The following is a 16109-nucleotide window of genomic DNA, read 5'->3' as shown; positions in this document are numbered from 1 at the left end:
GAGTTATATAACAAAGACCAACAATTTTGGAAATCTATTTTTCAGGAGTTTACAATTGTAAAGCCGATGCTAAAGGAAGGGTAATGTTACCCGTTTCCCTTAGGAATCAGATGGCTCCTTTGCTCCATGATGGTTTTTTTATAAAGAAATCCTATTACGATGAATGTCTAGAATTCTATCCCGATGCTGTTTGGAAAGCCGAGATCAAGAAATTGAACGAGCGTTTGGGCGATAGTAGAAAGGATAGGGAATTTAAGCGAAAGTTTACGGCAGGGTTGCGCAGGGTAGAAATTGATGCAACAGGCAGGTTATTGATTCCTAAGGATATAATCGGTTTAGTCAATATTACAAAAGAGGTGACCCTTTCTCCTATGGACAATCGTTTGGAAATATGGGATAAAGCTACCTATGACGGTGAAGTGGATTCGGCCCCCGAGAGCAGGGAAGAATTAGCTTATGAGGTGAACTATGCCGAAAAACCAAAGGACAATGTATCATAATCCGGTACTCTTAAAGGAATCGGTAGATGGATTGGCTATAAAGGAAAATGGAATTTATGTGGATGTCACATTTGGCGGAGGAGGGCATTCCAAGGAAATATTGAAAAGACTGGGAGAGAATGGCAAATTGTACGCCTTTGACCAGGATGAAGATGCACAGGCCAATAGCCTTGCAGATAAAAGATTTGTACTAATTGGGGAAAACTTTAGGTATATCACCCAATTTTTGAAGTTCTATGGCATTCGGAAAGTAGATGGAATCTTAGCGGATTTTGGAGTTTCGTCACATCAATTCGACAAAGCGGAAAGGGGTTTTTCCACCAGGTTCGATGCGGATTTGGACATGCGGATGAGCAAACGAAATACGGTTTCTGCGTATGAGGTCATCAACTCCTATTCTTATGACGATTTGCGCAAAGTGTTGTTCGAATATGGGGATTTGCGTAATGCGAACGCTATGGCAAATGTGATTGTGCAGCAACGTGAAATTGATAGTATTAAAACCACAGAGGAGTTGAAGCTGGTATTAAAAAAGTTTTTGCCTGAGCATAAGAAGCATAAGATTCTGGCCCAGATTTATCAGGCCATTCGCATAGAGGTAAATCAGGAGGTTGAGGTCATCAAGGAGTTTTTGGAACAGGTTCCAGGACTTCTCGAAAAAGGTGGAAGATTAAGTGCAATTAGTTATCACTCTTTAGAAGACCGTTTAGTAAAACGCTTTATAAGGGCGGGGCAGTTTGAGGGAGAGCCGGAAAAGGATTTTTATGGGAATATAGACGTTCCCCTTAAAAAAGTAGGTTCGTTGATAGTGCCATCTAAGGAAGAAATAAAGTTGAATAATAGGGCACGCAGTGCAAAACTGCGGATTGCCGAAAGAATTTAAAATAAAGAACACTCATGAAAAAAGGTTTATTGGACATTTTAAAAGGGAAGTTCTTGGTAAGCGGTGATGCGCCAAAGAATTGGTTGTTCATAATTTTTGCTTCGTTTTTAGCCGCCGTAATGATCAGTAGCTCCCATAGTGCGGACAAAAAAGTACACAGAATTGCCGCTCTAAACGAAGAGGTAAAAGAATTGAGAAGTGAGTTTGTGGATGCACGGTCGGACGTACAACGATTGAAACTGGAATCCACTATTACAGGTACTGTAGCCGCCAAAGAATTATATCCCTCGGAGAATCCCCCAAAGAAAATTATGGTGAAATCCTTAAACGACGCTAAGTAAAAATGCCCGCAACCGATAAGAGCATACTAACTCGATTATATTTTGTAGCTGGCGCACTGGTGCTTTTTGCAGCGGCCGTTCTATTTAAATTGGTTTCCATTCAAGTTGTGGACGGCGAGAAATACATGGTCTTATCGGAAACCCGTACCACTAAAATGTTCACGATTGCGCCCAATAGGGGAAATCTCTATTCGGATGATGGGAGCTTGCTGGCCACATCGGTTTCTAAGTATACCATTCGTTTTGATGCGGTTACCGTGAAAGACGCCGATTTCAAGGAAAACATAAAACCTTTATCGGACGCCTTGTCCAAACTTTTAGGAAAAACTTCTTCACACTACCAACAGTTGTTACGTAAAGCAAAGGCCAATAAAAACCGATATGCATTAGTGGCCCGTAATCTGGATTACTCCGATTTTATAGCGGTCAAGGAAATGCCACTTTTTAACAAGGGTCCTTTTAAAGGGGGCTTGGTCATTGAGCAAAAAACCAAAAGAGAGCATCCCTTAGGGAAAATTGCGGAGCGAAGTGTTGGTTACGAAAGAGTGGATGAAAATGGATACCGCACCAGGGTAGGTATGGAAGGTGCTTTTGGAGAGTACTTACGTGGTGTGGAAGGAAAGCGACTAAAGCAAAAAATAGCCAAGGGACAATGGAAGCCTATCGGTAATGATAATATTGTAGAGCCTAAGGATGGTTATGATGTATATTCAACCATTGACATTAATATACAAGATATTGCCCACCATGCACTGCTTCGGCAATTGGAATATTATAAGGCCGATCACGGGACGGTCATCGTAATGGAAACCAAAACGGGTGAAGTAAAAGCCATTTCCAATCTGGGAAGAACATCCGAAGGGAAGTATTACGAGCGGTTGAATTATGCCATTGGCGAATCCCATGAGCCTGGTTCTACTTTCAAATTGATGAATTTGGTGGCCGCCCTGGAAGATAAAGTAATAGATACCAGCACTGTGGTCGATACCGAAAAAGGGAGATGGCGCATCTATAAGCACACGGTAAGGGATTCTAAAAACGGCGGTCATGGAGAGATTTCCGTTGCCAAAGCCTTTGAGGTTTCCTCCAACACAGCCTTTGCCAAAATAATACATAATAATTATAAGGACAACCCGGAGAAGTACGTGAATCGGCTTATGAGCATGGATATTCATAAAGAATTAGGTCTTCCTGTAAAAGGGGAGGGCACACCAATTCTACGATATCCTGGTGATAAAGGTTGGTCCGGTCTATCATTGGCGCAAATGGCCTATGGTTACGAAGTGGCGCTGACGCCTTTGCAAACGCTGGCTTTTTATAATGCCATAGCTAACAATGGTGAATTAATCAAACCTAGATTGATCAAAGAGGTTAAGGAATGGAACAAGACCATCAAAAAATTTGATAAAGAGGTATTGAACAGTGCAATTTGCTCCAAAGAAACGGCTAAAAAAGTACAACAATTGCTTAAGAATGTAGTGGAGCAGAAGCACGGTACAGGTCATGGTCTGTACTCCCCAAATTTTTCAATGGCAGGAAAAACGGGAACTACCCAAAAGAACTATGTTTCAAAAGACCCGGATAAGTTAAAATACATTTCAACTTTCGCTGGCTATTTTCCTGCGGATGATCCTAAGTATTCTTGCATCGTGGTTATCCACGAGCCGGATCAAAGTGTGGGTTATTACGGAGCGGATGTTTCCGGTCCTGTTTTTAAATCCGTTGCACAAAAGATTTACGCCAATTCCCCCTTAATTGACGAAGTGGAGGGCAAAGAGACTTTAATAGAGGGCTTGGAAGATAATTATCAAGGCTATTTTGCCGATGCCCAAAAGAATTATAACGAGGTGCCCAATGTAAAGGGTATGAGCGGCATGGACGCGGTGTCCATTCTGGAAAATCTCGGGTTGGAGGTGGAAGTAAGGGGTAATGGCACCGTACGTCGTCAATCCATATCAAAGGGAACGGATATTAAAAAGGTAAAGAAAATAGTGTTGGAGCTTTCATGAAGGTATTAAAGGACATATTGTTCGGGGTAAGTCTAACGGCGGTAAGCGGTACTACAAATTGTCGTATCAACGCCATATGCTTTGATTCCAGAAAAGTTTCTTTGGATGATGTCTTCGTTGCCATCAAAGGAACTCAGACCGATGGCCATCAATACATTGAAAAATCAATCAATGCAGGAGCTCGTGCAATCATTTGCGAAGAATTACCGGATAAGATTGTAGATGGCATTACCTATGTTGAGGTAGATAATGGAAATAAAGCACTGGCCATAATGGCTTCCAATTTTTATGGAAACCCATCTAAAAACTTGAAACTGATTGGGGTTACTGGCACCAACGGAAAGACAACGGTTTCCAGTTTGCTCTACCAACTCTTCAAAAAAGCAGGTTTTAAAGTAGGATTATTATCTACGATAAAAATCATGGTGGATGAAAAGGAATATAAAACAAGTCATACCACTCCGGATGCTTTGACCATAAACGAACATCTCAGCCTCATGAACGAAGCTGGGGTAGAATTTTGTTTTATGGAAGTAAGCTCTCATGGCATCCATCAAAAAAGAACGGAAGGTCTGGTTTTTGAAGGTGCCATTTTCACCAACTTGTCCCATGACCATTTGGACTACCACAAGACCTTTGCGGAATATCGCGATACTAAAAAAATATTGTTCGATAAGCTACCAAAAAGGGCGTTTGCGTTGACCAATATTGACGATAAGAATGGGTTGGTCATGTTGCAAAATACGAAGGCCAGAAAACTTACATATGCCCTAAAGAATTATGCGGATTACCGTGCACAAATTTTGGAAAACCAGTTTGATGGCCAATTATTGAAGATTGATGACAATGAACTGTGGACCAAACTAATAGGTCATTTTAATGCCTATAACATACTGGCCATCTATGCTACGGCAGATTTGCTGGGATTGGAAAAACTGGAAACCCTTCGTCTACTGAGCGAATTGGAAAATGTAGATGGAAGGTTCCAATATTATATATCGAAAAAGAAAATTACGGCTATAGTTGATTATGCCCATACGCCGGATGCTTTAAAAAATGTGCTTGAGACAATCAACACATTGAGGACTGGAAATGAAAACGTCATCACCGTTGTGGGGTGTGGTGGCGACAGAGACAGATCTAAGCGTCCGGTAATGGGCAATATCGCATCGGAAATGAGCAATAAAATCATTTTCACATCTGATAATCCTAGAACGGAGTCCCCAACAGTAATTATTTCTGAGATGGAGGCGGGCGTGGAGCCGCAAAATGTTAAAAAAATATTATCCATTGAAAATAGGGAGCAGGCCATAAAAGCGGCTTGCCAATTGGCAGATGAAAACGATATAATTCTGGTTGCGGGGAAAGGGCATGAGACCTATCAAGAGACCAATGGCGAAAGAATAGATTTTGATGATTTTAAAATAGTAAAGGAACAATTGCAAAGCTTGAACAAATAATTTTCCCCTAAAAAGGACTATTGAAGTGTTCTTTAGAATGCTGTATAAAAGAAAAATATGTTAACCTACCTGTTCGAATATCTTGAGAAACAATATCAGTTGCCCGGAGCAAGTTTGTTCCAGTTTAGCACCTTCCGTGCTGGCATGGCCATATTGTTTTCCCTGATTATCGCCACTGCCTACGGTAAGCGTATAATCGTATTTCTTCAGAAAAAGCAAGTAGGGGAATCCATTCGAGATTTGGGACTTGAGGGTCAAAAACAAAAGGCAGGTACACCCACTATGGGTGGTATCATCATCATCTTGGCGACATTAATTCCTGTTTTACTCTTTGCGAAGTTGGATAATATTTACATCATTCTTCTCATATTCACTACGTTATGGATGGGTGTCATTGGTTTTATAGATGACTACATCAAAGTTTTTAAAAAGAACAAGGAAGGATTAAAAGGCAGGTTTAAGGTACTGGGACAAATTGTATTGGGACTTATTGTTGGCGCAGTGCTCTATTTCCATCCCGAGGTAACCATGCGAGATCATTCCAAAACAACGATTACGAGCGATTATAAGGTGGAAGTAGTACAGGGTTCGGAAATAAAATCCACCATGACAACCGTGCCTTTCTTTAAGAACAATGAGCTGGATTATAGCAGTTTCATTTCATGGATGGGAGAAGGGGTAGTTGCCTATTCTTGGCTCATTTTTATCCCTATAATTATTCTCATCGTCACAGCGGTGTCCAACGGAGCCAACCTTACGGATGGCATCGATGGTCTAGCTGCGGGTTCCTCCGCTATAATCGTATTCACACTGGGTGTTTTCGCCCTGGTTTCCGGTAACATCATTTTCTCGGATTATCTGGATATCATGTATATACCCAGGGTAGGTGAGTTGTTGGTATTTGTTACGGCATTCGTTGGGGCTTTGGTAGGATTCTTATGGTACAATGCTTTCCCCGCACAAGTATTTATGGGTGATACAGGAAGTTTAACGATAGGTGGTGTCATTGCCGTTATCGCTATCATAGTCCGTAAGGAATTATTGATTCCCATATTGTGTGGGATATTCTTTGCAGAATCCCTGTCCGTCATGTTGCAGGTTGGGTATTTCAAATACACCAAAAGGAAAACCGGGGAAGGTAAACGTATTTTTCTCATGTCCCCTTTGCACCACCATTATCAAAAGAAAGGTTACCACGAGAGTAAGATTGTTACACGGTTTTGGATTGTAGGGATTATGTTGGCCATAGTAAGCATCGTGACACTCAAGGTGCGCTAAATGAAAAGATTGGTCATTCTTGGCGGAGGAGAAAGTGGAGTTGGTACGGCCATCTTGGGAAAAAAGAAAGGATATCAAATATTTCTTTCCGATAAAGGGAAGATTAAAGAAAAGTATAAAAACGTTCTTGAACATTTTGGAATTGATTGGGAAGAGGAAAAACACACTGAGGCTCGAATATTAGAGGCGGATGTAGTGATGAAAAGCCCGGGAATACCTGATACTGTGCCCTTGGTAAAACAGTTGGAGGCAAAAGGAATACCGGTAATTTCGGAGATTGAATTTGCTTCACGGTATACGGACGCTAGAATCATTGGAATAACCGGTAGTAACGGTAAGACCACTACCACTATGCTCACCAACCACTTGTTGAAAGGTGGAAACTTAAATGTAGGCATGGCAGGAAATATTGGGGACAGTTACGCCAAGATGGTAGCTGAAAACGATTTCGACTACTACGTTTTGGAAATCAGCAGTTTTCAGTTGGATGGTATCGTAGAATTTAGACCAGAAATAGCCGTGATAACCAATATCACCCCGGATCATTTAGATCGGTACGATTACAAGTTTGAAAATTATATAGCCTCCAAGTTTCGCATTGCGGAGAATCAAACTGCCTCCGATTATCTGATCTATGATGCCGACGATGAAGTAATCGTAAAGTGGCTCCATGATAACCCTGTCAAATCCAAACTGATGCCATTTTCTTTAAAGGAAACTTATGAAGAAGGTGCTTACATAGAGAATGAAAAAATAATAATTAGAACAACAATTGACACTATAGAAATGACAACAGACGCTTTGGCCCTTGAAGGACAACACAATTTAAAGAATACCATGGCGGCGGCCACTATCGCAAAGCTCTTGGGTATCCGAAAGGAAACCATTAGGGATTGTATCTCCAATTTCCAAGGAGCACCGCATAGGCTAGAAAAAGTCTTGAAGATTCACCATGTACAATACATCAATGATTCCAAGGCTACCAATGTGAATGCGACATACTACGCGCTGGATAGCATGAAGACACCAACGGTTTGGATTGTTGGGGGTGTGGATAAAGGAAATGAATACAAAGAGTTGATGCCGCTAGTGCGTGAAAAGGTAAAAGCGATCATTTGTTTGGGTTTGGATAATTCCAAGATTAAGGAGACTTTCGGAAATGTGGTGGATTTGATGGTGGAGACCTTTGCCATGGAAGAAGCAGTGAAAGTCGCGTATAAAATTGCGGAACGTGGGGATACCGTATTGCTTTCCCCGGCCTGTGCAAGTTTCGACTTGTTCGATAACTATGAGGACCGAGGAAACCAATTTAAAAATTGTATAAAGAATTTATAGGTGCTGAAATTATTTAAAAATATAAATGGAGATAAGGCTATCTGGGCAGTGGTTGCTTTGTTAGCCCTATTTTCATTTTTGCCCGTGTACAGTGCCAGTAGCAATTTGGTCTATGTAGTAGGTAACGGGACCACTATTGGGCATTTGGTTAAACATGCCGTTTTACTGTTTATGGGCTTTGGGATAATTTATGGGATTCATAAAGTGCCTACGCATTTTTTCAAGGGCCTTTCTTTAATAGCTATGCCCATAGTTTTGGTGCTGCTTGTATTCGTTTTGGCACAAGGCACTACCAGTGGAGAGACCAATGCTAGCCGTTGGATTCGAATTCCGTTTGTTGGTTTTGGTTTTCAGCCTTCGAACCTGGCAGCTGTCGTAGTCATGATCTATGTAGCCAGATATTTATCCAAAATTAAGGACGTAAAGGTGACGTTCAAAGAAAGCATTTTGCCCTTGTGGATGCCTGTTTTTTTTGTGGTGGTGTTGATACTTCCCGCCAATTTTTCTACTGCTGCCATTGTCTTTTGTATGGTTTTGATGCTTTGTTTTTTGGGTGGATACCCCATTAAATATTTAATAGGAATAGTAGGTACTGGAATACTTTGCTTGACCTTGTTTATTCTAACGGCGAAGGCTGCTCCGGAACTTTTCCCCAATAGAGTGGATACTTGGATGAGCCGTATCGACAGTTTTTCTAATCCTGAGGATACGGAGGGAACCTATCAAATAGAGAAAGCCAAAATTGCAATTGCCACTGGAGGTATTGTGGGCAAGGGAGCCGGAAAGAGCGTACAGAAGAATTTTTTACCCCAGAGCTCTTCGGATTTTATTTATGCCATCATTGTTGAGGAGTACGGTCTGATTGGTGGTTTCGCCCTGATGTTCTTTTACCTCTTTTTATTGTTCAGGATTGTGGTGGTCGCGAACGGATGCGAAAAGATTTTCAGCAAGCTATTGGTGCTAGGTGTAGGGCTACCCATAGTTTTTCAGGCACTGATTAATATGGCGGTGGCCGTGGAATTGTTTCCAGTGACCGGACAAAATTTGCCGCTCATAAGTAGTGGCGGTACCTCTAGCTGGATGACCTGTCTGGCCATCGGAATAATATTAAGTGCAAGCAATAAAAACCTGGCTAAAAGTAAACGTAGCAAATCCGGAATAGATGAGACCAACCCTTTAGAAGTTTTAAGTGGGCAATTATAGGTTCATACTTTCCGGAGGGGGAACTGGAGGGCATATTTATCCGGCGATAGCCATAGCCAATGAATTGGAAAAAAGACATCCTGAGGCGGAATTCCTATTCGTAGGAGCAAAAGATAGAATGGAAATGGAGAAGGTGCCGCAAGCGGGTTATAAAATAGAAGGATTGTGGATCACGGGGTTACAAAGGAAACTAACCCTTAAAAATTTAATGTTTCCGATAAAATTGATAAGTAGTTTGATAAAAGCATCTAAAATAGTATCCCGAGTTAAACCCCATGCCGTCATTGGTACGGGAGGGTTTGCGAGCGGTCCACTTTTAAGGATTGCTTCGGGTAGGGGTATTCCATGCTTATTGCAAGAACAAAACTCCTATGCGGGTATCACTAACAAATTACTTAAGGATCGGGTGGCAAAAATTTGTGTAGCCTACGATGGAATGGAAAAGTTTTTCCCCAAGGAGAAATTGGTGAAGACTGGGAACCCGGTAAGGGCCGATTTGGTAGAAATGATGGTGCCCAAAAGCGAAGCGTTGACGTTTTTCGGGTTGCAATCAAATAAGAAAACCCTTTTGGTGATTGGTGGTAGTCTAGGGTCAAAACGCATCAATGAACTCGTAGAAGCCGAGCTCACTTATTTAAAAAACCTCAATATTCAAATTTTATGGCAATGTGGCAAAGGTTACATTGAAACCTATGAAAAATATAATGCTGATGACGTAAAGGTTTATGCTTACTTGAACAATATGGACTTTGCTTACACCGTAGCCGATTTTATTATTTCTAGGGCCGGGGCGGGAGCAGTTTCTGAATTGTGTATCGTAGGAAAACCTACCGTCTTTATTCCATCACCGACTGTGGCAGAAGACCATCAAACGAAAAACGCGCTGGCCTTGGTTAAGGAAAATGCAGCCGTAATGATACGGGAGAAGGATTTGGAGCAGGACTTTGAAAAGGAATTCAGCCAAGTATTCGCATCGGTAGAATTACAGAAAGAACTATCCAACAATATGAAGACTTTGGCACTGCCCAATGCGACAAAAGATATTGTTGACGAGATTGAAAAACTACTGAATAGCAAGTAGAAAAATAAAAGAAATTAATGAATCAACAGCTCTTCGGAGCTTCAACTTGAAATTGAATTTTGGATTTAAATAAAATACATAATGTTTACTTCATAGGGATAGGTGGCATAGGTATGTCCGCTCTGGCCCGTTATTTCAAGTTCGTTGATAAAGAAGTTTCCGGATACGATAAAACGGAGACCCCTCTGACCATACAATTAGCGGAATTGGGAATTCCAATACATTATGAGGATGACCTGGACAGAGTTCCCGAGCAGTTTTTGGATAAGGAAAGCACCTTAATTGTATATACTCCGGCAGTATCTGCCGAACACGGGGAATATCAGTATTTTCTAAAAAATGGTTTTGACATTAAGAAAAGGTCGGAAGTATTAGGGTTGATTACTAAGGATACCTTTTGTTTTGCAGTTGCCGGTACACATGGCAAGACAACTACCTCGAGTATTCTGGCGCATCTGTTAAAAGAAACCGGAACGCCCCTAACGGCATTTTTAGGCGGAATTTCTGAGGACTTTGATAGTAATTTACTTTTGGAAGGAACCGAGTACTCTGTAGTGGAGGCGGATGAATTTGATCGTTCCTTTTTAAGGTTGTCGCCCAACGTGGCATGCATAACTTCTATGGATGCGGACCACTTGGATATTTATGGCGATAAGGGTGAACTGGAAAAGTCTTTTGCAGAATTTGTGAAACGTATAAAACCGGGAGGTAAACTTTTTGTACGACAAGGGTTGCCCTTGGATGGCATTACCTATGGAATTGAGGATGAATCGGATTACTGTATCCGGAACATAAAAATAGAACATGGTGCCTACATTTTTGATTTGGGAACTCCCGACACTGTGCTAAAGGGAGTTAAGTTTAACAAACCGGGAAGGCATAATTTGCTCAACGGTCTAGTCGCTTTTGCCATGGCGATACAAGGAGGTTCTCCACCGTATCGCCTGGCCGAGGCTCTAGGTACTTTCAAAGGAGTACAAAGACGATTTTCTTATCAAATAAAGACGGATAGCTTCATCTTCATAGACGACTATGCCCATCATCCAACGGAAATTGATGCCGTTTTTGACGCTGTTTCAGAGATGCATCCCAATAAAAAGGTACTAGCCGTTTTTCAACCGCATTTGTTTTCCAGAACTAGGGATTTTGGTGATGATTTTGCAAAAAGTCTATCCAGATTTAAAAATGTGCTGTTATTGGAAATATATCCGGCCAGGGAGCAACCCATGGAAGGCATTAATTCTAAATGGCTATTAAAAAAGATGACCAATACGAATAAAAAATTAATAAAAAAAGAAGAACTAACGGCAGAAATAAAAAGCCAAAATCCTGACCTTCTGATTACTATGGGAGCCGGGGATATTGGCCTAGAAGTAGAGAAGCTAAAAAAACAATTTGATTATGCGCATTAACTGGAATTACATCAAAATCTTATCGCTGGTAATAGTGATTACGGGACTTTACGCCTTTTCCAATCAAAGGAACAGCAGTAAAAAGGTGTCGGAATTTAAGGTAGAGTTCGTAGGTGACCAAAATTTATACCTCACGGAGGGGACGGTTAATAAATTGTTAATACAAAAATATGGGAGGCTCGAAAATGTGCCCAAAGAAAAATTAGTTTTGAATACTGTAGAAGAGGTCATCCAGGCCAATGAAATGGTAAAAAGTGCCCAAGTCTATCTTACCGTAGATGGTAAGCTTACGTCTAAAATTGTTCAGCGTAAACCAATCGGACGAATTGAGGGGAATGACAAATTTTATCTAGATGATGAAGGAAAACGTATGCCGTTTTCCAAAAATCATTCGGCAAGGGTGCCTATTATAACGGGTGAAATCACTGGTAAGAGCCTAGAGGACGTGTATGTCATCTTGGAATATATTAACAAAGACAGTTTTTTACGAAAAAACGTGATTGGTATACACGTGGAGAGGGAAAATAGTTACCAATTAAAATTTAGACTGAACCAGTTCGTGGTCAATTTGGGAGGTATTGAAAATTTAAATGAGAAATTCAGCAATTTCAAAGCTTTTTATACAAAAGCGAATAAGGACAAAACGTTGGAAAATTTTGCGGTAGTAAGTTTAGAATTCAATAACCAAGTAGTGTGCACTAAAATATAATAGAAAAATGGAAGAACCTAAGTACTCAGTCGGTCTAGACATCGGCACAACCAAAATAGTCGCCATAATCGGTAAGGAGAACGAATATGGAAAAATCGAAATTTTGGGCCTTGGCAAGTCTAAAAGTTTGGGTGTTCACCGCGGTGTTGTAAATAATATAACACAAACGATAAAATCTATTCAGCAGGCCGTTGAACAGGCCGAAGTAAATTCTGGGCTCAAAATTGGGTCGGTCGTCGTTGGTATTGCGGGTCAGCACATAAGAAGTTTGCAACACAGCGACTACATTACTAGGAAGGATTCTGAAGAAGTAATCAATGAAGAGGACTTGGATAAACTTTGCAATCAGGTATACAAGCTGATTATGCTTCCAGGTGAAGAAATTATTCATGTATTGCCACAGGAATACAAGGTTGATGGACAGGCGGAGATCAAGCAGCCAATTGGAATGTATGGAGGCCGTTTAGAAGCTAATTTTCATGTGGTCGTTGGTCAGGTAACTTCCATAAAAAATGTTGGAAGATGTATAAAAAGTGCTGGATTGAATCTAGGTAACATCACCTTAGAGCCCTTAGCCTCTTCGGATGCCGTCTTGAGTCAGGAAGAAAAGGAGGCTGGAGTTGCCTTGATCGATATAGGCGGTGGTACTACGGATTTAGCCATTTTCAAGGATGGCATTATACGGCATACGGCAGTAATTCCTTTTGGTGGAGGAGTCATTACGGAAGATATAAAAGAAGGCTGTTCCATTATTGAAAAGCAGGCAGAACTGCTAAAGACCAAATTTGGTTCGGCATGGCCGGGAGAGAACAGGGATAATGAGATAGTTTCCATACCCGGGATTAGGGATAGGGAGCCAAAGGAAATCACACTAAAAAACCTATCTAAGATTATCCACGCCAGAGTAGTGGAAATTATAGAGCAGGTCTACGTAGAGATAAAAAATTACGGTCACGAAGAGCAAAAAAAGAAACTTATTGCCGGAATAGTACTTACAGGTGGAGGAAGTCAGTTAAAGCACCTGAAACAGTTGGTGGAATACATCACTGGAATGGACACCAGGATTGGGTATCCAAACGAACATTTGGCTGGAGATTCAGATGAAGAAATTGCCAGTCCGTTGTATGCAACGGCAGTAGGTTTGTTGATGAATGCCGTTAAGAACGAGACAAAACCGCAACGACCCGAGTCTTATAACGAAGAGGAAGATATGGAAAGAGAGCAAAATGCGGTGAGCTCACATAATGAGGGGATACGAAGAGAACGCAAATCGGTCTTTGATAAATGGTCGGAAAAATTAAAGGAGTTCTTGGATAATGCCGAGTAGCCTACAGTAAATATAAAATTGAATACAATAACCAGTAATTAAAACATTATGAATAAGAACAGCGAATTTGATAACATATCCTTTGATCTTCCAAAAAATCAAAGCAACGTCATAAAGGTAATTGGAGTAGGCGGTGGCGGTAGCAATGCCATAAACCATATGTTCCAGGCCGGTATAAACGGTGTGGATTTTGTCATTTGTAATACAGATTCGCAGGCATTGGACAATAGTCCGGTACCTAATAAGATTCAATTGGGAGTTTCGCTAACAGAAGGTTTGGGGGCTGGTGCCAATCCGGAAGTAGGAGAACAGGCTGCTATTGAAAGCATGGAAGATATAAAGCGCATGTTGGATACAACCACCAAAATGATTTTTATTACTGCCGGTATGGGTGGGGGAACAGGTACTGGTGCTGCTCCTATTATCGCAAAATTCGCCAAGGAGTTGGATGTGCTTACGGTGGGTATTGTGACCATGCCTTTTCAGTTTGAAGGAAAAATGCGTTGTGAACAGGCACAGCTGGGAATCGAAAAATTGAGAAGAAATGTAGATTCTTTGATTGTTATCAACAACAATAAATTGCGTGAGGTTTACGGAAATCTTGGTTTCAAAGCCGGGTTCTCAAAAGCGGATGAGGTTTTAGCCACGGCAGCAAGGGGTATAGCTGAGGTAATTACCCATCACTACACACAAAACATAGATTTACGTGATGCCAAAACGGTGCTATCCAATAGTGGCACGGCAATAATGGGATCCGCTATCGCATCAGGTTCTGGAAGGGCGAACGAGGCCATCATGAAAGCGTTGGATTCCCCATTGCTGAACGATAATAAAATCGAAGGTGCTAAAAACGTGTTGCTACTTATCGTTTCTGGCTCACAAGAAATCACCATAGATGAGATAGGGGAAATAAACGACCATATTCAAGTAGAAGCGGGTCATGGCGCCAATATCATTATGGGTGTAGGTGAGGACGATACGTTGGGCGAAGCGATTGCCGTAACCGTCATTGCCACGGGTTTTAATATTGACCAACAAGACGATATCGTAAATACGGAAACCAAAAAAATCATCCACACCTTAAACGATGAACAAAGGGCGGAGCAGGAACTTTTAGACAATAAAACAGTTCATTCTTTAGAAGTTGAAGAAGAAGCGGAATTGGTGGAGGAACCGAAAAGAATAACGTATGAATTGTTGGATGAAGGGGATTTTGATTTGATACCTACTACCAATTACATCAAGAATTTCAATGTTTTTTACGAGGAGGTTCTTGTTGAAAATATCAAAGAAGATGATTTTGTAATTATTGAGACTTCAGCTGCTTTAAGGGATATAGAGGTTGTGGAACCGGAAATATTAAGAACAAAGAAAGAAGAAGACCAGTTCGCTATCAGTTTTGACCTCCCCTTGGTAACCGATGAAGAAGAAAAAGAAAATACGATAACGTTCAGTTTAGATGATGAGGTTAAGGATATGGACGTAAAAGATAGTGTTGAGGTGATACCAGTTTTGGAATATAATAAGAATGGTGAAACACGCTATAGTTTGGATGATTATATGCAATTGGAAAACCAACTTACCGGAGCAAAATCCAAGGCTGAGGAGTTTGAGCCTAAAATCATCGAGGACGAGTTGATTTTTGAAAAAAGGACCGTTGCAGAGCAAGAACAGGCACCGGTTGATAATAGGCCAATTGATCCAATGGAAAGACCCATTGATGAATTGAGGCTAAGGGCGGACGAGCGTAGAAGAAAGTTGAAGGACTTTAACTATAAGTTTCAGAATAGCCTAAGTAATATTGATGAAATCGAAAAGCAACCGGCATACAAAAGACAAGGTGTAAACTTGAACGAAAGTCAACGTGAATCTAAAATATCCAGAACTAGTATAAGTGGAGATAGCAATGATGAAATACAGTTACGGTCCAATAATTCATTTTTACATGATAATGTAGATTAATAAACCTAAAAAGACCACGTTTAAACCCGAAAACAAAAGCTGTTTTCGGGTTTATTTTTTATCTTCGTGCCGCTAAAAAGCATATTATGGGACTACAGCAAAAGGTAATGGAGCAGATGAAAACGGCGATGAAAGCAAAGGATACGGTGGCCTTGGAATCTTTACGTGCTATAAAATCAGCGTTGTTATTGGCACAGACCAGTGGGGAAGGTGATTTGTCTGAAGACGATGAAATAAAACTAGTTCAAAAATTGGTTAAACAGAGAAGGGATAGTGCCGCAATTTTTGCGGAGCAAGGTAGGAATGATTTGGCCGAACCTGAACTGGCACAAGTTAAAGTAATTGAGCAGTTTTTACCGGAACAACTCACTGAGGATGAAATAGAAAAAGTGGTTGTACAGACTATTGAGGCTACAGGGGCATCAGGTATGAAAGATATGGGAAAGGTCATGGGAATAGTTTCCAAAGAATTAGCTGGGCAGGCTGATGGGAAAACAATTTCCAGTATCATAAAACGAAAATTAGCTTAATAAAGTTATATGGCCGCGTGGCGCAATCCGCCATAGGCGGACATGCTGAATACAAGCCCGACTTGGTCGGGGCGCATCA

14 protein-coding genes are annotated in these 16109 nt (G+C 41.0%); all 14 read left to right on the top strand.

Annotated elements, in window-relative coordinates:
- The first annotated feature begins 26 nt into the window (after positions 1 to 26).
- Entirely contained in the window at positions 27 to 500 is a 474-nt protein-coding gene (locus N8A89_RS03230) for a division/cell wall cluster transcriptional repressor MraZ (RefSeq protein WP_281540956.1), read from the top strand.
- Positions 490 to 1383: a 16S rRNA (cytosine(1402)-N(4))-methyltransferase RsmH gene (gene rsmH / locus N8A89_RS03225; RefSeq protein ID WP_281540955.1), complete on the top strand. Its 894-nt coding sequence runs from the start codon at positions 490 to 492 to the stop codon at positions 1381 to 1383. Before N8A89_RS03230 ends, rsmH begins: the two co-directional genes overlap by 11 nt.
- A 14-nt stretch (positions 1384 to 1397) precedes the next feature.
- Positions 1398 to 1724 carry an FtsL-like putative cell division protein gene (locus N8A89_RS03220; RefSeq protein ID WP_281540954.1) on the top strand — a complete coding sequence of 109 codons (327 nt, stop codon included), beginning with the start codon at positions 1398 to 1400 and terminating at the stop codon, positions 1722 to 1724.
- 2 nt (positions 1725 to 1726) lie between these two features.
- On the top strand, positions 1727 to 3733 hold the full coding sequence (locus N8A89_RS03215; RefSeq protein WP_281540953.1) for a penicillin-binding protein: 2007 nt from the start codon (positions 1727 to 1729) through the stop codon (positions 3731 to 3733).
- Positions 3730 to 5193 carry a UDP-N-acetylmuramoyl-L-alanyl-D-glutamate--2,6-diaminopimelate ligase gene (locus N8A89_RS03210; RefSeq protein ID WP_281540952.1) on the top strand — a complete coding sequence of 488 codons (1464 nt, stop codon included), beginning with the start codon at positions 3730 to 3732 and terminating at the stop codon, positions 5191 to 5193. Before N8A89_RS03215 ends, N8A89_RS03210 begins: the two co-directional genes overlap by 4 nt.
- Positions 5194 to 5250: 57 nt before the next feature.
- The gene (gene mraY / locus N8A89_RS03205; protein WP_281540951.1) at positions 5251 to 6471 is read left to right on the top strand and encodes a phospho-N-acetylmuramoyl-pentapeptide-transferase; all 1221 of its coding nucleotides are present in this window, start codon (positions 5251 to 5253) and stop codon (positions 6469 to 6471) included.
- Positions 6472 to 7806 (top strand): UDP-N-acetylmuramoyl-L-alanine--D-glutamate ligase, encoded by a 1335-nt coding sequence (murD, locus tag N8A89_RS03200; protein ID WP_281540950.1) that lies wholly within the window; start codon positions 6472 to 6474, stop codon positions 7804 to 7806.
- Positions 7807 to 9009: an FtsW/RodA/SpoVE family cell cycle protein gene (locus N8A89_RS03195; protein WP_289644914.1), complete on the top strand. Its 1203-nt coding sequence runs from the start codon at positions 7807 to 7809 to the stop codon at positions 9007 to 9009. It begins immediately after the preceding gene.
- Positions 8996 to 10090 carry an undecaprenyldiphospho-muramoylpentapeptide beta-N-acetylglucosaminyltransferase gene (gene murG, locus N8A89_RS03190; RefSeq protein WP_281540949.1) on the top strand — a complete coding sequence of 365 codons (1095 nt, stop codon included), beginning with the start codon at positions 8996 to 8998 and terminating at the stop codon, positions 10088 to 10090. The genes N8A89_RS03195 and murG overlap by 14 nt, the downstream gene beginning before the upstream one ends.
- A gap of 59 nt (positions 10091 to 10149) precedes the next feature.
- Entirely contained in the window at positions 10150 to 11502 is a 1353-nt protein-coding gene (gene murC, locus N8A89_RS03185) for a UDP-N-acetylmuramate--L-alanine ligase (RefSeq protein WP_281540948.1), read from the top strand.
- On the top strand, positions 11492 to 12211 hold the full coding sequence (locus tag N8A89_RS03180) for a cell division protein FtsQ/DivIB (RefSeq protein WP_281540947.1): 720 nt from the start codon (positions 11492 to 11494) through the stop codon (positions 12209 to 12211). The genes murC and N8A89_RS03180 overlap by 11 nt, the downstream gene beginning before the upstream one ends.
- Before the next feature lie 7 nt (positions 12212 to 12218).
- Positions 12219 to 13538, top strand: coding sequence for a cell division protein FtsA (gene ftsA, locus N8A89_RS03175; protein ID WP_281540946.1), 1320 nt, complete (start codon positions 12219 to 12221; stop codon positions 13536 to 13538).
- Between the two features lie 48 nt (positions 13539 to 13586).
- Positions 13587 to 15500 (top strand): cell division protein FtsZ, encoded by a 1914-nt coding sequence (gene ftsZ / locus N8A89_RS03170; protein ID WP_281540945.1) that lies wholly within the window; start codon positions 13587 to 13589, stop codon positions 15498 to 15500.
- A gap of 86 nt (positions 15501 to 15586) precedes the next feature.
- Positions 15587 to 16030 carry a GatB/YqeY domain-containing protein gene (locus tag N8A89_RS03165; protein ID WP_281540944.1) on the top strand — a complete coding sequence of 148 codons (444 nt, stop codon included), beginning with the start codon at positions 15587 to 15589 and terminating at the stop codon, positions 16028 to 16030.
- Positions 16031 to 16109 lie beyond the last annotated feature (79 nt).

The sequence above is a fragment of the Maribacter aestuarii genome (assembly GCF_027474845.2).
GTDB classification, from domain to species: Bacteria; Bacteroidota; Bacteroidia; order Flavobacteriales; family Flavobacteriaceae; genus Maribacter; species Maribacter aestuarii.
Note: the sequence above shows the minus strand (reverse complement) of the source record. Positions and strands in the feature narration are given on the sequence as shown.